Source organism: Bradyrhizobium sp. Kon58 (assembly GCF_055807455.1).
The window spans coordinates 1-22029 of the sequence record NZ_JBVVOT010000005.1; the positions used below are offsets into that span (position 1 = coordinate 1).

27 protein-coding genes are annotated in these 22029 nt (G+C 64.4%); 13 read left to right on the plus strand and 14 right to left on the minus strand.

The window, feature by feature from the left end; all coding sequences use genetic code 11:
* Positions 1-185: 185 nt before the first annotated feature.
* The gene (locus AC0L20_RS10865; protein WP_007600695.1) at positions 186-1028 is read right to left on the minus strand and encodes an AAA family ATPase; all 843 of its coding nucleotides are present in this window, start codon (positions 1026-1028) and stop codon (positions 186-188) included.
* A gap of 93 nt (positions 1029-1121) precedes the next feature.
* Complete coding sequence (locus tag AC0L20_RS10870; RefSeq protein WP_473288522.1) at positions 1122-1367, minus strand: GlsB/YeaQ/YmgE family stress response membrane protein; 246 nt, start codon at positions 1365-1367, stop codon at positions 1122-1124.
* A 123-nt stretch (positions 1368-1490) separates the two neighbouring features.
* Between AC0L20_RS10870 and AC0L20_RS10875 the strand changes: the two genes are divergently transcribed.
* From AC0L20_RS10875 to sseA, 3 genes are all read left to right on the plus strand, one after another.
* The gene (locus AC0L20_RS10875; protein ID WP_018454121.1) at positions 1491-2666 is read left to right on the plus strand and encodes a vWA domain-containing protein; all 1176 of its coding nucleotides are present in this window, start codon (positions 1491-1493) and stop codon (positions 2664-2666) included.
* Positions 2667-2711: 45 nt separating this feature from the next.
* On the plus strand, positions 2712-3125 hold the full coding sequence (locus tag AC0L20_RS10880; protein ID WP_007613708.1) for a rhodanese-like domain-containing protein: 414 nt from the start codon (positions 2712-2714) through the stop codon (positions 3123-3125).
* Between the two features lie 163 nt (positions 3126-3288).
* Positions 3289-4146: a 3-mercaptopyruvate sulfurtransferase gene (gene sseA / locus AC0L20_RS10885; RefSeq protein ID WP_473288523.1), complete on the plus strand. Its 858-nt coding sequence runs from the start codon at positions 3289-3291 to the stop codon at positions 4144-4146.
* Between the two features lie 170 nt (positions 4147-4316).
* Here the strand turns inward: sseA and AC0L20_RS10890 are convergent, their stop codons facing one another.
* Complete coding sequence (locus AC0L20_RS10890; RefSeq protein ID WP_473288830.1) at positions 4317-5144, minus strand: hypothetical protein; 828 nt, start codon at positions 5142-5144, stop codon at positions 4317-4319.
* Between the two features lie 321 nt (positions 5145-5465).
* On the opposite strand from AC0L20_RS10890, the gene AC0L20_RS10895 reads away from it, so the two are divergent.
* Entirely contained in the window at positions 5466-6653 is a 1188-nt protein-coding gene (locus AC0L20_RS10895) for a L,D-transpeptidase family protein (RefSeq protein ID WP_007600703.1), read from the plus strand.
* 182 nt (positions 6654-6835) lie between these two features.
* Positions 6836-7804: an NAD-dependent epimerase/dehydratase family protein gene (locus tag AC0L20_RS10900; protein WP_473288524.1), complete on the plus strand. Its 969-nt coding sequence runs from the start codon at positions 6836-6838 to the stop codon at positions 7802-7804.
* Positions 7805-7808: 4 nt separating this feature from the next.
* On the opposite strand, the gene AC0L20_RS10905 is transcribed toward AC0L20_RS10900, so the two are convergent.
* The gene (locus AC0L20_RS10905) at positions 7809-8771 is read right to left on the minus strand and encodes a D-2-hydroxyacid dehydrogenase family protein (protein WP_473288525.1); all 963 of its coding nucleotides are present in this window, start codon (positions 8769-8771) and stop codon (positions 7809-7811) included.
* Positions 8772-8875: 104 nt separating this feature from the next.
* Positions 8876-9091, minus strand: a complete 216-nt coding sequence (locus AC0L20_RS10910) for a hypothetical protein (protein ID WP_027519710.1) — start codon at positions 9089-9091, stop codon at positions 8876-8878.
* 233 nt (positions 9092-9324) lie between these two features.
* Here AC0L20_RS10910 and ettA point away from each other — a divergent pair, with 233 nt between their 5' ends.
* Positions 9325-10974, plus strand: a complete 1650-nt coding sequence (gene ettA / locus AC0L20_RS10915; RefSeq protein WP_027519709.1) for an energy-dependent translational throttle protein EttA — start codon at positions 9325-9327, stop codon at positions 10972-10974.
* Between the two features lie 7 nt (positions 10975-10981).
* Positions 10982-12208 (plus strand): lytic murein transglycosylase, encoded by a 1227-nt coding sequence (locus AC0L20_RS10920; RefSeq protein WP_473288526.1) that lies wholly within the window; start codon positions 10982-10984, stop codon positions 12206-12208.
* A gap of 88 nt (positions 12209-12296) precedes the next feature.
* Here the strand turns inward: AC0L20_RS10920 and AC0L20_RS10925 are convergent, their stop codons facing one another.
* Complete coding sequence (locus tag AC0L20_RS10925) at positions 12297-12581, minus strand: hypothetical protein (RefSeq protein WP_007613695.1); 285 nt, start codon at positions 12579-12581, stop codon at positions 12297-12299.
* A gap of 212 nt (positions 12582-12793) precedes the next feature.
* Positions 12794-13138, minus strand: a complete 345-nt coding sequence (locus AC0L20_RS10930; RefSeq protein ID WP_473288527.1) for a hypothetical protein — start codon at positions 13136-13138, stop codon at positions 12794-12796.
* A gap of 134 nt (positions 13139-13272) precedes the next feature.
* Between AC0L20_RS10930 and AC0L20_RS10935 the strand changes: the two genes are divergently transcribed.
* The 3 genes from AC0L20_RS10935 (at position 13273) to bfr (ending at position 14619) form a co-directional block, all read left to right on the plus strand.
* Complete coding sequence (locus AC0L20_RS10935; protein ID WP_473288528.1) at positions 13273-13563, plus strand: hypothetical protein; 291 nt, start codon at positions 13273-13275, stop codon at positions 13561-13563.
* 161 nt (positions 13564-13724) lie between these two features.
* Complete coding sequence (locus tag AC0L20_RS10940; protein WP_473288529.1) at positions 13725-13997, plus strand: (2Fe-2S)-binding protein; 273 nt, start codon at positions 13725-13727, stop codon at positions 13995-13997.
* 133 nt (positions 13998-14130) lie between these two features.
* The gene (bfr, locus tag AC0L20_RS10945) at positions 14131-14619 is read left to right on the plus strand and encodes a bacterioferritin (RefSeq protein ID WP_473288530.1); all 489 of its coding nucleotides are present in this window, start codon (positions 14131-14133) and stop codon (positions 14617-14619) included.
* Between the two features lie 131 nt (positions 14620-14750).
* Here bfr and AC0L20_RS10950 read toward each other — a convergent pair whose 3' ends face one another.
* The 4 genes from AC0L20_RS10950 to AC0L20_RS10965 all read right to left on the minus strand — a co-directional run bounded on the left by AC0L20_RS10950 (position 14751) and on the right by AC0L20_RS10965 (position 17439).
* Positions 14751-15353, minus strand: a complete 603-nt coding sequence (locus tag AC0L20_RS10950) for an MSMEG_1061 family FMN-dependent PPOX-type flavoprotein (RefSeq protein WP_027519704.1) — start codon at positions 15351-15353, stop codon at positions 14751-14753.
* Between the two features lie 31 nt (positions 15354-15384).
* On the minus strand, positions 15385-15783 hold the full coding sequence (locus AC0L20_RS10955) for a DoxX family protein (protein WP_473288531.1): 399 nt from the start codon (positions 15781-15783) through the stop codon (positions 15385-15387).
* 74 nt (positions 15784-15857) lie between these two features.
* On the minus strand, positions 15858-16202 hold the full coding sequence (locus tag AC0L20_RS10960; RefSeq protein ID WP_456768349.1) for a hypothetical protein: 345 nt from the start codon (positions 16200-16202) through the stop codon (positions 15858-15860).
* A gap of 145 nt (positions 16203-16347) precedes the next feature.
* Positions 16348-17439, minus strand: coding sequence for an alpha/beta fold hydrolase (locus AC0L20_RS10965; protein ID WP_473288532.1), 1092 nt, complete (start codon positions 17437-17439; stop codon positions 16348-16350).
* 125 nt (positions 17440-17564) lie between these two features.
* Here AC0L20_RS10965 and AC0L20_RS10970 point away from each other — a divergent pair, with 125 nt between their 5' ends.
* Together AC0L20_RS10970 and AC0L20_RS10975 are read left to right on the plus strand one after the other, a co-directional pair.
* Entirely contained in the window at positions 17565-17831 is a 267-nt protein-coding gene (locus AC0L20_RS10970; protein WP_473288533.1) for a DUF2277 domain-containing protein, read from the plus strand.
* Positions 17832-17927: 96 nt separating this feature from the next.
* On the plus strand, positions 17928-18143 hold the full coding sequence (locus AC0L20_RS10975; RefSeq protein ID WP_027519699.1) for a hypothetical protein: 216 nt from the start codon (positions 17928-17930) through the stop codon (positions 18141-18143).
* Between the two features lie 9 nt (positions 18144-18152).
* Here the strand turns inward: AC0L20_RS10975 and AC0L20_RS10980 are convergent, their stop codons facing one another.
* The 3 genes from AC0L20_RS10980 to AC0L20_RS10990 form a co-directional block, all read right to left on the minus strand.
* On the minus strand, positions 18153-18668 hold the full coding sequence (locus AC0L20_RS10980; protein WP_473288534.1) for a collagen-like protein: 516 nt from the start codon (positions 18666-18668) through the stop codon (positions 18153-18155).
* A 113-nt stretch (positions 18669-18781) separates the two neighbouring features.
* Positions 18782-19030, minus strand: coding sequence for a helix-turn-helix domain-containing protein (locus AC0L20_RS10985; protein WP_018454141.1), 249 nt, complete (start codon positions 19028-19030; stop codon positions 18782-18784).
* A 222-nt stretch (positions 19031-19252) separates the two neighbouring features.
* On the minus strand, positions 19253-20020 hold the full coding sequence (locus tag AC0L20_RS10990; RefSeq protein ID WP_473288535.1) for an SDR family NAD(P)-dependent oxidoreductase: 768 nt from the start codon (positions 20018-20020) through the stop codon (positions 19253-19255).
* A 272-nt stretch (positions 20021-20292) separates the two neighbouring features.
* Here AC0L20_RS10990 and AC0L20_RS10995 point away from each other — a divergent pair, with 272 nt between their 5' ends.
* A complete protein-coding gene (locus AC0L20_RS10995) occupies positions 20293-21852 on the plus strand; it encodes an outer membrane protein (RefSeq protein WP_473288536.1) in 1560 nt (519 codons plus the stop codon).
* The last annotated feature ends 177 nt before the right edge of the window (positions 21853-22029 follow it).

Genomic DNA, 22029 nt, shown 5'->3' on the forward strand with positions numbered 1-22029 from the left:
GTTTGTAAGTCCGCCCCATGGCAACACCTCCAGATGGAAGTGTTGCACTTCGTTTGTGAACTCAGGGGACCCATTACTCCAGGAAGTGGTTTGGTGGGCGGTACATGCGATGGGTCCTGACCTTCGCCAGGACGACACCGGTTGATTTGCCCGATTGCCTCGCCCGCAACGTGGAGGAGTCGAACCTACACTTCCCTCCGGCTCAGGAACGCCAATCGCTCGAACAGATGCACGTCCTGCTCGTTCTTCAGCAGCGCACCGTGCAGGGGCGGGATCAGCTTGCGCGGGTCGCGTTCGCGCAGCTGCTCGACGCTCATGTCTTCGTTGAGCAGCAGCTTGAGCCAGTCGAGCAGCTCCGAGGTCGACGGCTTCTTCTTCAGGCCGGGCACTTCGCGGACCTCGAAGAAAATGCGCAAGGCTTCCTCGACCAGCCGCTTCTTGATGCCGGGGAAGTGGACGTCGACGATCCGGGTCATGGTGTCGGCGTCGGGGAACTTGATGTAGTGGAAGAAGCAACGGCGCAGGAACGCGTCCGGCAGCTCCTTCTCGTTGTTGGAGGTGATCATCATGATCGGGCGCTGCTTGGCCTTGATCGTCTCGCCGGTCTCATAGACATGGAATTCCATGCGGTCGAGCTCGAGCAGCAAATCATTCGGGAATTCGATGTCGGCCTTGTCGATTTCGTCGATCAGCAGCACCGGGCGCTGCTCAGCGGTGAAGGCGTCCCACAGCTTGCCGCGCTTGATGTAGTTCTTGATGTCGGACACGCGCGCATCGCCGAGTTGGCTGTCGCGCAGGCGCGAGACCGCATCGTATTCGTAGAGGCCCTGCTGCGCCTTGGTGGTGGACTTGATGTGCCAGGTCAGAAGCGGGGCGTTCAGCGCCTTCGCCACTTCCTCCGCCAGCACCGTCTTGCCGGTGCCGGGCTCGCCCTTGATGAGCAGCGGGCGCTCCAGCACGATCGAGGCGTTGACCGCGACCTTGAGATCGTCGGTCGCAACATAGTCCTTGGTGCCGGTAAATTTCATCGTGCGTCCTTGTTGGTCGCCGGCCGAGACATGGCTCCGGTCGCGACATGGGAACGGCCGCGCGTGGCGGCCGTTCCTGGTTCGGTCAGGCTTTCAGACCCGTTTTATCAGCGAAAGGATGACGAGCACAATCACCGCGCCGATCGTGGCATCCACGATGGCCCCGACCGTGCCCGTCGCGAGCTGGATATGCAGCTGAGGCAGAATCCAGCTGGCCACGAGCGCACCGATGATGCCGACGACGATGTTGCCGATCACCCCAAATCCCGCCCCATGGACAATCTTGCCGGCAAGCCAGCCTGCGATCGCGCCAATGATGAGCGCTGCGAGAATTCCCATTGCAAACGTCCCCAAAACAACCCCGTGAGACCGCCAATTCTAGAGCAAAAAGCCTCCCGGTCCAGCGCAGAGCAGGGGCCTCCGCCCCTTGACGTTCGCCCCCCGACGGGCAATCTGTCACCCATGTTCCTGCAATTCTTCACTTCTCTGCGCGATGCGCAGGTCCCCGTGACGCTGCGCGAATACCTCACGCTGATGGAGGCGCTCGACGCTGACCTCGCGGACTACTCGGTCGAGAATTTCTACTATCTCTCGCGCACTTCGCTGGTGAAGGACGAGCGCAACCTCGACAAGTTCGACCGCGTCTTCGGCACCGTTTTCAAGGGGCTGGAAAGCCTGCTCGACGCCATGGAGGGGGCCGAGATCCCCGAGGAGTGGCTGAAGAAGCTCGCCGAGAAATACCTGACCGACGAAGAGAAGAAGCAGATCGAGGCCATGGGCTGGGACAAGCTCATGGAGACCCTGAAGAAGCGCCTCGAGGAGCAGAAGGGCCGGCACCAGGGCGGCTCGAAGTGGATCGGCACGGCGGGCACCTCGCCGTTCGGCGCCCATGGCTACAATCCCGAAGGCATCCGCATCGGTCAGGACAAGAACCGCAACAACCGCGCCGTGAAGGTGTGGGACAAGCGCGAGTTCAAAGATTTGGACGGCAATGTCGAGCTAGGCATCCGCAACATCAAGGTGGCGCTGCGCCGCCTGCGCAAGTTCGCGCGCACCGGCGCGCCTGACGAGCTCGATCTCGACACCACCATCCGCGAGACCGCCAATCACGGCTATCTCGACGTGCACATGCGGCCCGAGCGACGCAACGCGGTGAAGCTGCTGGTGTTCTTCGACATCGGCGGCTCGATGGACGCGCATATCGAGCAGGTCGAGGAGTTGTTCTCGGCCGCGAAGAGCGAGTTCAAGCATATGGAGTATTTCTACTTCCACAATTGCCTCTATGAGGGCGTGTGGAAGCAGAACAAGCGCCGCTTCACCGACCGCACCCCGACCTGGGACGTGCTGCATAAATACCCGCACGACTACAAGATCGTGTTTGTCGGCGACGCCTCGATGAGCCCTTACGAGATCATGGTGCCCGGCGGCTCGGTCGAGCACGTCAACGAGGAGCCCGGCTCGGTCTGGCTCGACCGCATCATCCGCACCTATCCGCATTCGGTGTGGCTCAATCCCGTGCAGCAGAAGCACTGGGACTATTCGGAATCCACCACCATCATCAAACGCATCTTCGCCAACCGCATGTACCCGATCACGATCGAGGGGCTCGAGGGTGCGATGAAGGAATTGACGCACTAGCTCGCGCTCCGCGCGCCCCGGAATGACGACAAGAGGGAGAACCACATGCCCCAGACCATCACCCGCGGCATCAAGGCGCTGATCGACGAGGCCAATGCCGAGATCGAGACGCTCACCGCCAAGGACGCCATCGAGATCTCGAAGAACGGCGACGTCGTCATCGTCGACATCCGCGATCCCCGCGAGATCGAGCGCGACGGCCGCATCCCCGGCGCGTTCGCCTGCACCCGCGGCATGCTCGAATTCTGGATCGATCCGCAGAGCCCTTATGCGAAGCCGGTGTTCCAGGAGGACAAGAAATTCGTCTTCCATTGCGCCGGCGGCTTGCGCTCCGCGCTCGCCGCCAAGACCGCGCAGGACATGGGCCTCAAACCCGTCGCCCACATCGCCGGCGGCTACGCCGCCTGGCGCGACGCCGGCGGCCCCGTCGAGCAGTGGGAGCCGAAGAAGAAGGGGTGAGGTGAATACCTCTCTCGCCACACACTCCGTCATGCCCGGGCAAAAGCGCGAAGCGCGTCTTCGCGCTAGATGACCCGGGCATCCACGTCTTCGCCGCAAGAAGAACGTGGATGGCCGGGACAAGCCCGGCCATGACGACTGAGACAATTGCCGGAGCACCCTAATGACCACTCCCACCGATCCCCTCGTCTCCACCGAATGGCTCGCCGCCCACATCAACGATGCCAACGTCAAGGTGCTCGACGCCAGCTTCAAGCTGCCGGGCGTGCTGCCGCTGCCGAAGGATGATTACCTCGCCGCGCATCTGCCAGGCGCAGTGTTCTTCGACGTCGACGCGGTCTCGGACCATTCCAACCCGCTGCCGCACATGTATCCGGGCGCCGAGCAGTTCGGCCGCGACGTCGGTCATCTCGGCATCTCCAATGCCGACACCGTCGTGATCTACGATGCCGGCGGCTGGGTCGCTGCTCCCCGCGCGTGGTGGATGTTCCTGGCTTTCGGCCACGGCAATGTGCGCCTCCTCAATGGCGGCCTGAAGAAGTGGCGCGCCGAGGGGCGTCCGGTCGAGAGCGGCGAGGCGAAGCCGAAGCCAGCGACATTCAAGGCGAGCTACGATTCAAAGCGCGTGCGCAGCATGCAGCAACTGATCGCCAACGTCGAAAGCCGTGCCGAGCAGGTGATCGACGCGCGCGCCGCCGATCGGTTCGAGGGACGGGCGCCGGAGCCGCGCGCGGGCATCCGCTCCGGCCATATCCCGGGCGCGCGCAACGTGCCCTACAATCTCCTGTTCGACGCCGCGACCGGCACGATGAAGCCACTCGATGATCTGCGCGCCGCCTTCACGGGCGCCGGCGTCAAGCTCGACGCGCCGATCGTGACGAGCTGCGGCTCCGGGGTCTCGGCCGGCGTGCTGACGCTGGCGCTCTATCGCCTCGGCATCACCGACACCGCGCTCTACGATGGCTCATGGTCGGAATGGGGCCAGGAAAAGGGACCGCCCATCGCGACGGGGCCGGCGTAAAGCCGCGAGGACGGTGCGCTCCCTCGCCCCGCTCTTGCGGGGAGAGGGTTGGGGTGAGGGGCCTCTCTCCACACCATGACATTCTCGAGGGACCTGTACCCCCTCACCCGGAATCCGCGCTGCACGCGAATTCCGACCTCTCCCCGCAAGCGGGGAGAGGTGAAGAGGGGTCAGCGCGCTCGGGGCGTCGTTGCGGCGAGTGTGGGTTGCGGCTGCCCGAACGGATCGAGCTGCTGAACCGGCGGCGGCGGACGCCGGACAATGCGGCGGCGCTTCTTCACGCGGTGCGCCCGCGGCTTGGTCACCTTGCTCTCCGGGGAACCGCTGTCGGCCTTAGAGTCGGCCTTGGCCTTTGCCGGCGGATCCTTCCAGGCCGTGGTCGCCGGGTCGTTCAATGCGGCGAACTTCGCGCTCGCCATGTCGAACGTGGACGAAGCCGGGGCTCCGCTGGGGGCGGCAGGTGCTGGTTTGCTCGTGAGAGTGATCGAAACGGGCTTGGTCTCGGCGATGGATGCGCTGGCGTCGGCCGGAGTAAGCGTGTTGCTCGAGGCCGGCGCCGCGGCGTCCGTCGTCCTCTCGGCGTTGGTCTCTGCATCGGCCGGAACGTCGGCCGGAGGTGCAGCGACCTGCGGCTGACCGTCGGTCTCGGTCGTCAGCGCGACGACAGGTTCAGGCTCGCTCATCGGCAGTGCGATGGTCGGGACTTGATCGCGCAGCGACGGCGTCGGATCGGTGGCTGCTTCCGGCTCGGCGCGCAGGACCGCGAGCACCGGCTGGGCCGGTTCGGGAGCTTGTGCAAACACCTGCTCCTGCGGACCATTCCGCCAGGAGGGGTTGCTGACATACTGCTCGTGGCTCGCCCGCAGCAGCGCGGCGGCGCCCAGGCCGAATACCAGGATGGAGGCTGACAGCAGGATCGCGGCAAACAGGAAGCGAAAGCCGGGAAGCATCGAGGGATTGCGAATTTCCGCCCCGGCGGCGAAGTGGCCAGGGCCCATGAGCCATCTGAACGCGGTGACGGTACTGCTTGCCGCGTTCGCCACGCGGGGATCGAAGCTCAAAGCGGAGGCGAATCAGGCTGATTCGAACATACCGCAACGATTCCGCGCCGTTCCGTAAAAAACGGAGCCGGCGACTCCTGTGATCTCGGGCGTGGGCTGATTTTCGTCCCCTGATGCAAGCAGGCAACGGTAGTCTTGCGGATCACAAATCGGCAAATCAGGCACAAATCCGCCTGTCATGTCTTGAATGTGCCGCTATCTTCCGTCATCTGGCCATTAACGGTCCGGACGGGGCCCGGGGACTATACAAGAGCGATGATGATCAAACATTTTCTGACGATATGCGCTGCCGCAACAGTCGCTGCGGCGGGAACCTCGCTCGCGCAGGCCCAGAGCTATCCGGTCCAGCAGGCGCCGAGCTATGGCGCGCCGGCCGAATATCGGCCCGGCGACCGCGCGCCGAATTTCGACGCTATGGACGATGAAGACGATGCGATGCCGCAGGCAGCGCTGCCGCCGCCCGGTCCGGATCCGCGCTACGGCCGTCCGCCCGGCGCCCCTCCGGTGTATTCCGCCGCGCCGCCGCAGGGGCCGGTGATGTCGCCCGATGATCCCCGTTATGGCCGTCCCGCCGGCGCTCCCGTCTACTCGGCCGCGCCGCCGCAGGGTCCCGTGACATCACCCGACGATCCGCGCTACGGCCGCCCTGCCGGCCCGCCCGCGGTGATCTACGCCGATCGTCCGGCTCAGGCACCCGGCAGTGACGGCCTGCGTCCGCCCGAGGCGGTCGGTGGTCCCGGCGCAACCGGAACGGTCCAGGCCGGGCAGCCGCCCGTTGGTGCCGACGGCCGGCCGATGGCGATCGCCTCGCTCCCGCCCGAGGAGCAGCCTGACGCTGCTCCGGCGCAGCTGCCGCAGAATCTGCGCCGCCAGGAAGTCTCGCTGGCGACCAAGGAGCCGGCCGGAACGCTCATCGTCGATACCCCGAATACCTACCTTTACTACGTGCTCGGCAACGGCCGTGCGATCCGCTACGGCGTCCGCGTCGGCCGCGACGGCTTCACCTGGACCGGCGTGCAGAAGATCACCCGCAAAGCCGAGTGGCCGGATTGGCATCCGCCGACGGAAATGATCGAGCGCCAGCCCTATCTGCCGCGCTTCATGGCCGGCGGTCCCGGCAATCCGCTCGGCGCCCGCGCGATGTATCTCGGCTCGACCGTCTACCGCATCCATGGCACCAACCAGCCCTCGACCATCGGCAAGTTCGTGTCCTCCGGCTGCATCGGCATGCTGAACGAGGACGTCTCCGACCTGTTCGATCGCGTCAAGGTCGGCACCCGCGTGGTCGTGATGCCGGGTGGTCCGCCGCCGGGAACTGCGACCGCATCTGCCGCGCCGGTGCCCGGCGCTGCCGGCCCCGCGCCGATGGCCGCGCAGGCCGGCCCGGTCGGAGGCACCCAGCCGACAGTGGTGCCGCCGCTGCCCGCGCCCGTCACCGTGCGCTGAACCGGCCTCGGAAGAATTGATCTAGCAAGAATTGCTCTGATGACGGCGCGTGAACTTCGGTCACGCGCCGTCGTCGTTTGACGCATGCGCGCATGTCTCGCTTGCGCATGCGCATGCCTTGCTTGAACCGCTCCGCACCTCGACTACGTCCGGGAGGATTGCAACGAATTGAGGAGCACAGGATGCGCATCTTTGTTGCGGGCGCGACCGGCGCGGTCGGTCAGTATCTTGTTCCGGCGCTGGTCGCCGCGGGACATTCGGTGATCGGCACGACACGGAGTGCGGCAAAAACAGACCATGTGCGGCGATTGGGTGCGGAGCCGGTCGTGGCCGACGGCCTCGATGCCGACAGCATGCGCGCTGCGGTGATTGCGGCAAAGCCCGACGCGGTCATCCACCAGATGACGGATCTCGCGGCCGCGACAGACCTCCGCCATTTCGATCGGGCTTTCAAACGAACCAACGAGCTCCGCACCCGCGGAACCGACATTCTGCTGAATGCCGCACGCGAGGCCGGCGCCAGGCGCTTCATAGCGCAAAGCTTCTGCGGCTGGACCTTCAGTCGCTCCGGGGGAACGGTGAAGACCGAGACCGATGAGCTCGACCCGCATCCGCCGCGAGAGCTGCGACGCACGCTTGAGGCAATCCGGTATCTGGAGCGAAGCGTCACCGCTTCGGCGACGCCGCAGGGCATCGTGCTGCGCTATGGATTCTTCTATGGACCTGGCACGGGCACGCTCTCGCCGGCGATGATCGATCAGCTACGCCATCGGCGTGTGCCCGTGATCGGCGATGGCGGCGGCACGTGGTCGTTCATTCACACCGAAGATGCCGCCTCTGCCACGCTCGCCGCGGTTGAACGCGGACGCGCGGGAAGCATCTACAATATCGTCGATGATCATCCGGCGCCGGTGAAGGACTGGTTGCCCGCGCTGGCCGAACTCCTTGGTGCCAAGCCGCCGCGTCACATTCCCGCCTGGCTCGGGCGCCTGCTTGCGGGCGAGCATATGGTTGCGATGATGACGGAGGTGCGCGGAGCATCCAACGCCAAGGCGAAGCGCGAGCTCGGCTGGCTGCCGGCGCATGCCTCCTGGCGCAACGGCTTTGCCGACGCGGCGCGGCAGCCCGCCAGCCAGCGCACGGCGGCCTGAGGCTTCAGGCCAGCTTCCGCGGCAGCTCGCTGCCCTTGGTGAAGGCGTCGATCGCCTCGACCATCTGGCCGTAATGGATGCGCAAGCCGTCCTCGGTGGCGTAGCCGAGATGCGGCGTCAGCACGAGGTTGTCGAGCTTGCGGAAGGGATGGTCGGTCGGCAGCGGCTCGACCGAGAACACGTCGATGCCGGCGCCTGCAATCCTCTTCTGCTGCAACGCCTCGAGCAGCGCCTGCTCGTCCACGATCGGCCCGCGCGCGGTGTTGACGAGGAAGGCCGTCGGTTTCATCCGCGCGAGATCGGCGGCCCCGACCAGCCCGCGCGAGCGTTCGCTCAACACCACATGGATGCTGACGATATCGGCCTTGGCGAACAGCTCCTCCTTGGTGGCGTAGCCGACGCCGGCGTCCTTGCACTTCTCCGGGGTCAGGTTCGGGCTCCAGGCGATCACGTTCATGCCGAACGCCTTCGCAATGCCCGCCATCTTGCTGCCGAGCTTGCCGAGCCCGACGACGCCGAGCGTCAATCCCTCGATCTCGACGCCGGCAAAGGTCTGCCAGGGCTCGCCCGCATGCATGCGCGCGTTCTCGCGGCCGATCCCGCGGGTCAGTTCCAGGATCAGGCCCATGGTGAGGGGCGCAGTCGGATCGCGTGAATATTGCGTGCCGCCGATCGTGACGCCCCGCGCCTTGGCGGCCTCCATGTCGATCGAGGCGTTGCGCATGCCTGACGTCAGCAGCAGCTTCAGCTTCGGCAGGCTCTCGAACAGGCTCTTCGGGAACGCGGTGCGCTCGCGCATCGCGCAGACGATCTCGAAATCGGCCAGCGCGCTCGCCGCGGCCTGCTCGGAGGCGAAGGGATGGCTGAACACGGTGACGTCGATGCGGTCGGACAGGCTTTGCCAATCGGCGACATCGAGAGCGAGGTTGAAATAGTCGTCGAGAATTGCACAGCGCAGCCGCGTCATCAGCGTTCTTCCATGGCGAGAGGTGGAACCAGGCCATGGTTGCGCGCAATCAGGACCGTGCGCAAGCCGTTCGCGTCTTCAAAAATCCGACAGCTGATAAAGGCTCAGAGGTCGCGGGGCTTGAGCCGGAACGGCGCATTCATGCCGTGCTTGGCGCGCCAGGCGGGGCCGGGGCCGCGCATGTAATGCAGTTCGGGCCGGTAGGGGTTGAAAGCGGTGGCGAAGAAGCGCTTCCAGAAGCCCTTGATCTCCGAGGCAAATGCGGAGGCGCTGCCGGCTTCCGCCGGAACGGGAAGGGAATGGGTCTCGATCATGGCCATGACGCTGTCTCGCTATGCTCCCCGTTCATTCTGAGCGGGTGGCGCTGTTTCCGCGCAAAACCGAGCTTTGGCCTGATTTATTAAAAGATGGTTTCAATTGTCCGGATCGGCGGCGGGATGGTGTCCGTCCCGTATTCACCCGTGGTGAACGGAGGGAAAACATTGCCCTTTGGGGGCGGGATCGCTACATCGGCGGCAAGCAAATTTCCTCAAATCGAAGGTTTTCGGGACCGATGGCGCGCCAGTTCATCTATTTCATGCAGGGCCTGACCAAGAGCTACCCGACCCGGAAGGTGCTCGATAACATCCATCTGAGCTTCTACCCGGACGCCAAGATCGGCGTGCTCGGTGTCAACGGCTCGGGCAAGTCGACGCTGCTCAAGATCATGGCCGGCCTCGACAAGGAATATAACGGCGAGGCCTGGGTCGCCCAAGGCGCCCGCGTCGGCTATCTCGAGCAGGAGCCGCATCTCGATCCGGCACTCAGCGTGCGCGAGAACGTCATGCTGGGCGTCGCCAAGCAGAAGGCCATCCTCGATCGCTACAACGAGCTGGCGATGAACTACTCCGAGGAGACCGCCGACGAGATGACCAAGCTTCAGGACGAGATCGAGGCCCAGGGCCTCTGGGATCTCGACAGCAAGGTCGACCAGGCCATGGACGCGCTGCGCTGTCCGCCCGATGATGCCGACGTGTCGAAACTCTCCGGCGGTGAGCGCCGCCGCGTCGCGCTGTGCAAGCTGTTGCTCGACCAGCCTGAGTTGTTGCTGCTGGACGAACCGACCAACCATCTCGACGCGGAATCGGTGTCGTGGCTGGAAGGCCATCTGCGCAACTATCCCGGCGCGATCCTGATCGTCACCCATGACCGCTACTTCCTCGACAACGTCACGAGCTGGATTCTCGAGCTTGATCGCGGCAAGGGCATTCCCTACGAGGGCAATTACTCGTCCTGGCTGCAGCAGAAGCAGAAGCGGCTCGAGCAGGAGGGCCGCGAGGACGCTGCGCATCAGAAGACGCTGGCCCGCGAGCAGGAATGGATCGCGTCCTCGCCGAAAGCCCGCCAGGCCAAATCCAAGGCGCGCTATCAGCGGTATGACGAACTGCTGAAACAGGCGAGCGAAAAGCAGACCCAGACCGCGCAGATCACGATTCCGGTGGCCGAGCGCCTAGGTCAGAACGTGGTCGACTTCGAAGGGCTCAGCAAAGGTTTCGGCGATCGCATGCTGATCGACGATCTCACTTTCAAGCTGCCGCCCGGCGGTATCGTCGGCGTGATCGGCGCCAACGGCGCCGGCAAGACCACGCTGTTCAGGATGATCACCAAGCAGGAACAGCCGGACAAGGGCACCATCACGGTCGGCGAGAGCGTTCATCTCGGTTACGTCGACCAGTCGCGCGACGCGCTCGATGGCAGCAAGAACGTGTGGGAGGAGATCTCCGGCGGCAACGAGCTGATCCTGCTCGGCAAGAGGGAAGTCAATTCACGCGGCTATTGTTCGTCGTTCAACTTCAAGGGCGCCGACCAGCAGAAGAAAGTCGGCGCGCTCTCCGGCGGCGAACGCAACCGCGTGCACCTTGCGAAAATGCTGAAATCCGGCGCCAACGTTCTGCTGCTCGACGAGCCGACCAACGACCTCGACGTTGACACGCTGCGTGCGCTCGAAGAGGCGCTGGAGGATTTCGCCGGCTGCGCCGTCATCATCAGCCATGATCGCTGGTTCCTCGACCGCATCGCGACCCACATCCTGGCCTTCGAAGGCGACAGCCATGTCGAATGGTTCGAAGGCAACTTCCAGGACTACGAGAAGGACAAGATGCGCCGCCTCGGTCAGGACAGCATCATTCCGCACCGCGTGAAGTACAAGAAGCTGACGCGGTGATCTCAGCATGATGTGGCGGGTGCTCATAGCTGCGGTGATCGCTATCACCTGCGGCCTGTCGCCCGCCCGCGCCGCTGATGCCGCCTTCACGCAGTTCATCGCCTCGCTGTGGCCGGAGGCGGAGGCCGCCGGCGTGTCGCGCACGACGTTCGAGCGAGAGACGCGCGGCCTCGAGCCTGACTACAAGCTGCCGGATCTGATCCTGCCGGGGCGCCCAGCGACCGGTGCGCCGTCACAGGCCGAGTTCGTGCAAGTGCCGGCCGACTATGTCAGGGAAGCCTCGATCGCGCGGCTTGCCGGCGAGGGGCAGCGGCTGCTGCAGAAATATCGTCAAGCCCTGACCGAGATCGAGAAGAGCTCCGGCGTGCCGGCCACCGTCATGCTGGCGATCTGGGGCCGCGAGACCGACTATGGCCGCTACACACTGCCCTACGATCTCGTCCGTGTGCTGGCGACGCAGGCCTATGTCGGCCGCCGCAAGGACAGCTATCGCAACGAGTTCATCCTCTCGCTGAAAATTCTCGGTGACGGCGTGGTGACACGCAAGGACATGCGCTCGTCCTGGGCCGGCGCGACCGGGCTCACGCAATTCCTGCCGTCCGAATATTACAAGCACGGTGTCGATTTCGATCGCGACGGCCGTATCGATATCTGGCATTCGGTGCCGGATGCGCTGGCCTCCGCCGCGCAGCAGCTCGTCAACAAGGGCTGGCAGAGCGGTGTGCGCTGGGCTTACGAGGTGCAGGCACCGGCCAAGGTCGATTGCACCGCCGGCGTGCCCGAGGTGACGAAGCCGATCGGCCAGTGGCTGCGCGAAGGCTTTGTGCCGGTGCGTGGACAAAAGCTCAGTGCCCCCGAGCAGGCTCAGCCGGCCTCGCTGCTGCAACCGGAAGGCATCTACGGCCCGTCCTTCCTGACCACGAAGAACTACTTCGTCATCAAGGAATACAATTTCTCCGATCTCTACGTGCTGTTCGTCGGCCATCTCGCCGACCGCATGACGAGCCCGCAACCGTTCGCGACGCCGTGGTCTGCCTCGAAGCAATTGCGAACCAAGGACGTCGAGGCGATGCAGCGCGGGCTCACGCGCGTCGGGCTCTACAAGGACAAGATCGACGGCAAGGCCGGCATGCAGACGCGCGCTGCGCTCGGCGCCTACCAGAAGTCCGCAGGCCTCAAGGTCGATTGCTGGCCGAGCGAAGAGGTGCTGCGCTCGATCCAGGCGACGCGATAGGCGCGCAGGGCTGGCTAAAAGAAAAAAGCCCGGCCGAGGTGCTCGGCCGGGCTTCGATCGCGGCGCTCATGAGCGCCGTGCGATCAGATCAGTAGCAAACGCGAACCGGGCGGACGGTCCAGCCGTAGCCATCCCAGTAGCGCTGGCGCTGCCAGTAGCAGGGCGGCGGCGGCGGGCCGGGCTCGGCCACATAAACCGGTCCACCATAGGCGGGACGGCTCGATGCGATGGCGCCGCCGACGATCGCGCCGCCGATCAGGCCGGCTGCGATGCCGACGCCGACGCCGTCATGGGCCTGGGCGGACGGCGTGGCGGTCACCAGCGAACCGGCGATCGTCGCAACCGTAAGGGCGGCAACTAAAGTCTTCTTCATACTCTTGGCTCTCCTGAGAGATGGATGCTCCTTGTTAGGAGCGTCCGGGGTTCAAAGGTTCACGCAGACTCTGATGGAATTGGCCTTGCAGCTAGGAAGCGCGCAAATGGTCAATCCGCGGTAAACGCACACGGAGCTGTGACGAGAAAAAGCGGTCTTTTTCAGGCCCCTGGATGAACGGCGCAGCTGGAATCAACCGGCTTGCGGCGACTTCAGCCACAGACTCTCGCGCGGCGGACGCGCCAGGCGTAACCGTCCCAGAAACGCTGCTTCTGCCAAACGCAGCCGTTGCCGTAATAGTCGTCGGCGACGTAGCCCGGGCCCGGCGCGTAGTAGCGCGGCGGATAGTAGCCGGGGCCATATCCCGGACCATATGCGTAGCCGGGGCCGGGGCCCGGTCCGTAATAGTACGGAGAGGCCAGCGCCCCACCGACAATGGCGCCGCCGATGATCCCGGCCGCCACGCCCGCGGCGACGCCGCGTTGCGCCTGGGCTGGTGTAACGGCGCTAAGGGCCACAGCGGCGACGGCAGCGATTGCCAGGAGCGACTTCTTCATTGACTGACCTTTCGAGCAAACACACGGGAACTCTTTGGGGGTAAAGTTCCATATTTCGATTGAATGATCAATGAACGGCACCTTTGCCGGGGACGACCAATTAACATGGACCGCAGCTCTGCCAGGGGAGGGCGATGATGGGCAACGCGATGATAAATGCACTGATCGCTGCCGGGATCGTCTCCGCGATCGGCTACGGCTGGATCACCCATCTCCAGAACCGCGGCCACCGGCGCTCCCGCGCCGGGGCCAGCGGCAATAGCGGTGGCGACACCTCCGCGGGCACGAGCGACGGCTTCTCATTGGGGAGCTGGTTTTCCAGCGATAGTTCCGGCAGCGCGACCGACGGCGGCAGCTGTTCCAGCAGCGATAGTGGCGGGGATTGCGGGGGCGGCGGCGATGGTGGAGGCGGCGGGGGCGACTAGATCCGCCGCAATTTTGATCCAGCGCAAGGCCCTATTTTAGAGCCGTTCTAGGCTGTTTCCGGGCTAGTTTGGAATAGCTTCAAATTCCGCTTTTTCCTTTTGCATCCGGCCGGCCCCTTAAATATCGATGATGGCGCATCACCAAAGGGCCTGCCGCTTCCATGATCGTTTGTTCCTGTAACGTGCTGAGCGATGACGACATCCGCGCCGCCGTCGCCGAGTCCGACGACGCCGTGCGCCATGCCAAGCAGGTCTATGGATGTCTCGGCTGTAGCGCCGAATGCGGCCGCTGCGCTCGGACGATCAAGACCATTATCGACGAAGCGCTCGGCCCCTGTGCCTCGTCCTGCTGCTCCGGCTGCCCGCACAACCACAGTGTGGCTGCCAATGACGAGACAGCCCAGCCGGCCGAGTTCGCCCTCGCGGCCTGCTGAAATCTTCCGCAACCCTGACTGAGCTTTTCCCCGGCTGCGTCCCCGTAGCCGGTTGCTCCAGTCTTCAAACTCATTTAGAAGCGTTCTAAATTCGGTTTATGGCCGATTTGGACTGCAAGAGCTGGAGTGAACCATGCAGGGCGACGCAAAAGTTATCGACTATCTCAACAAGGCACTGCGTCACGAACTGACTGCGATCAACCAGTACTGGCTGCACTACCGCTTCCTCGACAATTGGGGCCTGCGGGACATGTCCAAGGTCTGGCGCAAGGAGTCCATCGAGGAGATGGAGCACGCCGACAAGCTCACCGAGCGGATCCTGTTCTTCGACGGCTTCCCGAACATGCAGGTGCTCGATCCCTTGCGTATCGGCCAGAACGTCAAGGAGATCATCGAGTGCGATCTCGCCGCCGAGATGAGCGCGCGGGCGCTCTACCAGGAAGCGGCGACCTACTGCCACAGCGTCAAGGACTACGTCACACGCGACCTGTTCGAGAAACTGATGAGCGACGAGGAGCACCACATCGACTTCCTCGAGACCCAGCTCGACCTGATCGGCCGCATCGGCCTCGAACTCTACACTCAGAAGCACATCGGTGGGCTCGAGGGCGAGGGACACTAGGTCCCTTACTCCGCACTCTCCATTCGTCATGGCCGGGCTTGTCCCGGCCATCCACGTGCTACCCCGCAACGAAGACGTGGATGCCCGGGACAAGCCCGGGCATGACGCCCGTGTGCAGTTCGAAAGCCCAGCTACAACTGCGTCTTGTAGAGCTCTTCCACGATCTCCTGGCTCTGCGGCTCACCAAGGCCGGTCTGCTCGTGGACCACCTCGACGATGCTCGGCATCACCGAGCGCGGCACCTTCTCGGACGACCACAGCTTCGAGCGCATCAGGGCCTTGCCGCAGTGGAAATAGACTTCGCTGACGGCGATGTTCAGCACCGCGCGCGGCGACTTGCCAAACTCCACCATCGAGGCGAGCAGGTCCGGGTCGGCCGACAGCGTGCCGCGGCCGCCGACGCGCAACGTCTCGTCGATGCCGGGGACGAAGAACAACAGATGCACGAAGCCCGAGCCCTCGACGACATTCCGAAAACTGTCGATCCGGTTGTTGCCGGAGCGATCAGGCATCAGCAGCTGGTTGGGGCCGGCGACGTGGACGAAGCCAACGCCGCCGCCGCGTGGTGAGGCATCGACGCTGCCATCGGCTCCCGACGTCGCGAGCACGCAAAACGGCGACATCTCGATGAATTTTTTCGCGTGCGCATCGATCGCGGGGCGCGCTTTCGCGATCACGCGCGGGCTCGGCTGGGCATAGATGGTGGCGAGGTCTTCGGCGCAAAGATCAGTCACGAAGGTCTCCCTGGTGGAATGTCTGAGAATATCATCTCCCGGCGCGATCGCTATCCCCCTTGTCACGCCGCGGCCAGTCGATCACGCCGGCACAATATAAAGCCCACCAGATCAGCACCGGCTGCAGCGCCAGCCGCGGCCCGTGATAGAGCCAGCTGTCGGGGATCGGTGGAAGGTCGATGCCCTCCAGGGCATGCTTGATGTTGGCCGGCCATACGCAAAGCGCATAGAGCGCGAGCGCAACGCCCGCCCACCAGCGCAGCGGCTTCGTCACCAGCGCAATTGCGCCTGCGATCTCGCACACGCCAGTGATGAGGATCAGCTGTGTTGCAAACGGAACCCGGGTCGGCGTGATCGCAAGCAGCTTGTCGGGGACCCGGAGATGCGCGATGCTAGCCACGATGTAAAACGCTGCCAGCACAAAGCGCATCACAGCGCGCGTTCTGTCGTTCGCAGGAGCCATCGGCCCAACTAGCACGCGCGGCGCCGAGGCGCTATCGCGCGCTACACCGCATCGGCCGGCACGAAGCAACTGATGATGACGGCGCCGCGGTGACGGACGTACCACACCACGGCCTCGCCGACCGGATTGCCGCGGTCGCGGATGATGGCGCGCTCGGGCACCTCCATCCACTGTCCCTCGATCGGCACCCAATAGGCGCCGCTGCGCACGTCGTACTCCGTGCGATGGCCGTCGGAGACGTCGCAGCAGGGCACACCGTTCGGTGCGATCACGCTCTTGAACCAGGCGCGGATGTCGGGCGGGACGTGATCATATTGCCCATTGTCGAACGCAAACGCGGCGCTCGTCAGCGTGGCCAGCCAAACGCACAGTGCGAGCCTGTGCATGCGATCCTCCTCATCGCGTGTCGTGCCGTTGGCGCGCGATTTTCCCGCGCGTCGATTCGTGCATCGATGCGATTAAGCCCGAGCCGTCAGCGTAATGCATGCTCAAATAATATGCGGGCGAGACGGCCGTTGATGCGATGCAAAATCAGCGGCGCGCAGATTCGATCGTTTGCTGCGGCGCGGCTTGCAGAAATTGCCGGACCTGCTCGCTGTAGAATCTTGCGTTTCCGGTGGTGCCGTGGCCGCGCGTCTCGGTGCTTGCCGGGATGAGATACAGTTTGCCGTTCTTGACCCGCGTCATCGCAGCGTCCGTGATGCCGGTCTCGGGCGGATTGCGTTCGTCGTCGGCTGAATTGATCAGCAGCAGCGGCGCTTCGATGGCCTCCAGCTTCTCGCCGGCATTGTAGTCATGCGAAGACTCCCACTGGTAGACGAAGTCGTTGGCATCTGCTGTGATCGGCATGGCTAGCCGCTCGTCGACGATCTTGTCGGCCTTCGCCGCCGTCGGCGCCTGCGATTGATAGGCCAGCGTTCCACCGATGCTCGCGATGCCGTAGGCGGTGATGGCATATTTCATCATGCGCGGCTGGCCGGTGTAATTGCCGCCATTGTAGTCGGGATCGCTGCGGATGGTGTCGAGCATGATCCGGCGCAGCATCCAGTTGCGGGACGCCATCTCGGTCGGCTGCGAGGCCATCGGGATCAGCGCGTCCATCGCCTTCGGATATTTCTCGCCCCACAGCCAGGTGTGCATGCCGCCCATCGAATTGCCGATGACGAGCCGCAGGTGCTTGACCCCGAGCCCTTCCGTCACCAGGCGATACTGGGCTTCGACCATGTCGTCGTAATCGTATTTCGGGAAGCTCGTCTTCATCCCGTCGGACGGTTTTGACGATTTGCCATGGCCGATATTGTCGGGGATGATGATGTAATATTTGGAGGCATCCAGCGGCTGCCCCGCGCCGAACAGCTCGCCGCCGAAGGCTGGTGACAGCATACTCGCGCCCGAGCCGCCGGTGCCGTGCAGGACAAGGACCGGCTGGCCGCTCGGCTCACCCACGGTGGTGTAGTGCAGCTTCAGCTCCGGCATGGTCTCGCCGGTGTGGAACTTGAAATCCTTGGCGACCCAGTCGCCCTGTTTCGGCGCCGGATAATCGGCCGCCCATGCGGATGTCGAGATGGCCGACAAAGAGACGGAGAACAGGATGGCTGACAGCGCCGCGCAAGAAGCTTTCATGTCTATTTCCCCCGTGCGGCTCTGGTCGGCGGCCGCGTTGCGGCGGAACTTAGCAGAACTGTCCGGAAGGATGTAGGATTTCGTTTTCGCCATTCGTCCTTGAGGGAAAGGTCAGGAGAGGCTGCATGTGCCGCAACATCAAGACGCTGTTCAACTTCGAGCCGGAGGCGACGGAGGATGAGATCCACGCCAGCGCGCTCCAGTTCGTTCGAAAGCTGTCCGGCTTCAACAAGCCGTCGCAGGCGAACGAGGTGGCCTTCGATCGTGCGGTGGCGGAGGTCTCGGAGGCTGCGCGAAAGCTCCTGACGTCGCTGCACACCCATGCCCCGGCACGCGACCGCGAGGTCGAGGCGGAAAAGGCCAAGGAACGTTCGCGGCTGCGCTTCGGTTAGGCGGCTCGCGCGTCCGTTCCGTGACCTGGCTCACGGTGGAAGCGGTCGCAACGCGCGATGGTGTTCGTCGGGCTTTTGACACGCCGGAGCACCACCATGACCCGCCCCCTTCTTCCGCTGAAAGCAGGTGCCATCGTCTTCACGCTGCTGTGGACCGCGTGGATGACGTGGTGGAGCGGCTCGTTCTCGAGCGCGAACGTCGTGATCCTGGCCTTGTGCGGCGCAGCGGTCGGCTATCTCTGGTACCGCGCCATGCGCTGGCAGTTCGAGCGCATGGGCATGCTGCCGCGACGGGAGAATGGGACGAAATAGATTCGTCTGTCAGTCCTTGTGGCCGTGTTTCTTCTTTTTCTTCTTTTTCCTGTGATCGCCTTCGCTGTCCTCGTCTTCGTCACCGAGGGGCGCGTCGTCGGTCTCCTGCACGGCGGCTTCCAGCGCCTCGCGCTCGGCGGCTTCATGCTCGCGCTGGCGGCGGCGCTCGTCCCAGGCGTCGAACAGCTGATCGAGCCACGGCAGCACCTGCTCGATCGACGGGAGTTGGCCCGGAGGTCCGGCTTCACCACGCGGGCCTTGCGGCCCCGCCGGCCCTTGCGGTCCGACAGGTCCCTGTGCACCGGCCGCCCCGCGCGGTCCGGCTTCGCCCTGCTTGCCTTGCGGACCGGGCTTGCCCAGTGGTCCGGCCTTTCCGATCGGACCCGGCTTGCCCTGCGGCCCCGGCTTGCCACGCGCGCCATCGGGGCCCCGCTTGCCCGGATGACCCTGCGGTCCCGGCCGCCCCGGTTCGCCCTGCCGTCCGCGCGGTCCCTGAGGTCCCTGCCGTTTTTGTTCGTCTGCCACGCCGCTGCTCCCTTGACCGGAAGCAAGCTAATTAGCGGCGTTTGACGACAGCGGCAATTCCGCCCGGGCTCGCGCCTGGGCTTGATCAACACCAATCAGCCGCACGTCGCGCGCTAGTCGTGATAGGCGGGGACCTCGATGCCGGAGGCGGCGTAGAGCCTGATCTTGTTGCGCAGCGTGCGCACCGAGAGGCCGAGCACGCGCGAGGCGCGCGTGCGATTGCCGTCGCAACGCGCGAGCGTCTGCAGCACGAGCTCGCGCTCGACCTCGTCGACGGTCGCCCCGATCAGCAGCGGAACGATCTGGTTCGGTGAAAGGACATATGCGCCCGGCTCGGACGCAGCGACATGAACAGTGGTCATCGACACACTCCCCGATCAACGCCCGCCTCCCTCTTTGGAAGCGGATCGAGAACAAACGACCCCCAAGCCGTAAATCTACGGTGGGCGGGTTTGGTTAACGAAAGGTTAACCGCGGGGGGATCGCACCAATTGACCTTGGGAATGCCGCCGCACCGCCGCGATTGGCACGGATTGCATGTTCCCGCGAGCATACTCCGCATTACCAAGCAGGCATCATTCCGCTCACACCGTGCGGTATCCGCCATCCACCATCACGATCGTCCCCGTGACGTAGGCCGACATGTCCGACGCAAGGAAGATCGCGGGACCCACGATGTCCTCGGGCTTGCCGGTGCGCGCCAGCGGCGTGTGATCGACGAAGGCCTGCACCAGCGCCGGATTGGTCGCGCGCACATTGGCATTGATGTTGGTCTCGATGAAGCCCGGCCCGATCGCATTGACGCGCACGCCCTCCTTGCCGAGCTCGACCGCGAGCGCCTTGGTGAAGCCGAGCACGCCGTGCTTCGAGGTGGTGTAGGCCGCCGAGCTCGGCGTGCGCAGATGCACGAAGGACTGGATCGAGCCGATATTGACGATGCGGCCCTCGGCTGCGCGCAAGGGGCTGAGGAACGCCTGCGTCATGTTGAAGACGCCGTTGAGGTTGAGCGAGATGATGTCGTTCCAGTCCTTCGCCACCGTCTCGGTATCCGCGGTGAAGGCATTGCGGCGGGTGATGCCGGCATTGTTGACGAGGATCGAGACCTGCCCGACCTTGTCGGCGACTTGCCTGGCGAGCGCAAAGCAGTCGTCGCGCTTGGTGACGTCGAGCGCAAAGCTCTCGGCCTTGCCGCCGGACTTGCGGATCTCCTCGGCGGCTTCCGCGACCGTGTCGGCGTTGACGTCGAGCAGCACCACTTGCGCGCCCTCGCGGGCGTATCCGGTCGCGATGGCCCGGCCGATGCCGGATCCGGCGCCCGTGATGACGGCGAGATGGTTTTGGAGGAGAGGCATGGGCGTTTCCTTCTTGGTTTTCAACGTTGGCGCAAGACTAGTGGAAAACGGAGGCGGCAGAAACGCCAAGCCGCGCTGACGCCTTATGCAATCGGGGAGCGCGGTGACTTCCGATGGACGTGGCAAAGATGCCACGGCACGGCACGAACATCGCCAGTTCGTTCTTGTCTGATCCGCCGTCGCTTGGGTCCAAGAAATCTGGCGCCGTCAGCGTCACATCTGTCTCGAATATTTGGGGCAGCGGCGATTCCGCGCGGACGGGGGTATTGGGCATGAAGACACTGGGGGGCGCAAGCGCGGCTCTGATCGCGTTCGCAGCGACGGTGCCTGCCTTGGCGGCGGATATCGGGGCCGCGCCGACGTACAAGGTCCCATCGGCGGTCACGTCGCTCTGGGGTGGATTTTATGCGGGTCTTGGGCTTGGTTTCCGTGGTTCGCGCACGGACGCCACGGCGACATCGGAGACGGTCGCCGGCGCCCCGCAGAATCTGGCGGACGGCCGGCCGACAAGCGCGTCCTTCGACGGGCTGGGCTTCCGCACCAGTGCCTTTACCGGCTTCAACTGGCAATTGGCGCCGCAATGGATTGGGGGCCTCGAAGGCGATGTCGGCTTCGCCGACCAGTCCACCACGCGCCAGTCGCTGGCCTTCTCCCCCGGCTTCGTCCGCTTCGCCTTGCCGCCCGACAGCCTGACCGCAAAGACCGAGTGGGACGCCAGCCTGCGTGCCCGTCTCGGCTTCCTGCTCACACCTGCCACGCTGGCCTATGCGACCGGTGGCATCGCCTGGCAGCGTAGCTACATCAATTCGAACTGCGCCAACTGTCCCGGCTTCACGTTTTCGCCCGCCGTGATTTCCGCATCGTCTATCCAGGTTGGTTGGACCGTCGGTGGCGGCATCGAGACCGCGCTGGGCGGCAATTGGTTTGCACGCGCCGAATATCGCTACGCCGATTTTGGCGCTGCACCGTTCACCATTGCTCGAACCGCCGCGCCCGCTTCGGGCTTCAATTCGACCGCGGACAAATTCGATCTCAAGATCCAGACTCACGCCGCCTCGTTCGGCCTAGCCTACAAGTTCGGCGACCCGATCGTGGCAGGAGCGCAGGCAGCGATGATCACCAAGGCAGCGCCGATCGCGATGTCATGGACCGGCCCCTATCTCGGTCTTGGTCTCGGTGCCCGCGCGCAGCAGGTGGATACGGCGGCAACGTCGGAACTGTTTGGCGTTGCACTGATCCCGCTCGAGAAGAACACCGTGCCGTTCAACGGCACCGCCTTCCGCGCCAGTCCCTATGCCGGCGTCAACTGGCAATTCGCTCCCAAATGGGTCGCCGGTATCGAGGGCGACGCCGGCTTTGCCGACCGGACCGTCACGCTGAGCGGATATCCGGTGTCGCCGGCGTTCGGCACCTTCCACGAGAGCGCCGATTCCCTTGTGGTGAAGTCAACATGGGACGCGAGCCTGCGCGCGCGTCTCGGCTTCCTGGTGACGCCGGCGACGCTGCTATTCGCGAGCGGCGGTGCGGCGTGGCAGCATGACGAGGTGATCTCGACCTGCGGGAGCGCGCCCTGCCGGACCTTGTTTAATTTATCGCCGTCGGTGATAGCGAACTCCACGACGAAACTGGGCTGGACCCTCGGCGGTGGCCTGGAGACGGCGCTGGGCCATCACTGGCTGGCGCGCGCCGAATACCGCTTCGCCGATTTCGGCACGTCGACTTACGCAATCGGCCGAACGTCGCATTTCGCGCCCAGCAACACCGTCGATACTTTCGATGTCACACTGCGCACCCACGTTGCGACTTTCGGTCTCGCGTATCAGTTCAACTGATCAGTGCCGGGTCTGGCGGTCCATCTGGCGGGGGCGTAACGACCGCGATGCGGTCTGCGCGCAGCTGTGACAATTTCCTTCAGGATTCGTTTCGAAGTTTCATGAAAGGCTAACTCGAAATTAAGGGGTCGGAAACGGCGGCCTTGGCATACTGGTCTTGATTGCTAAACGTTGCGC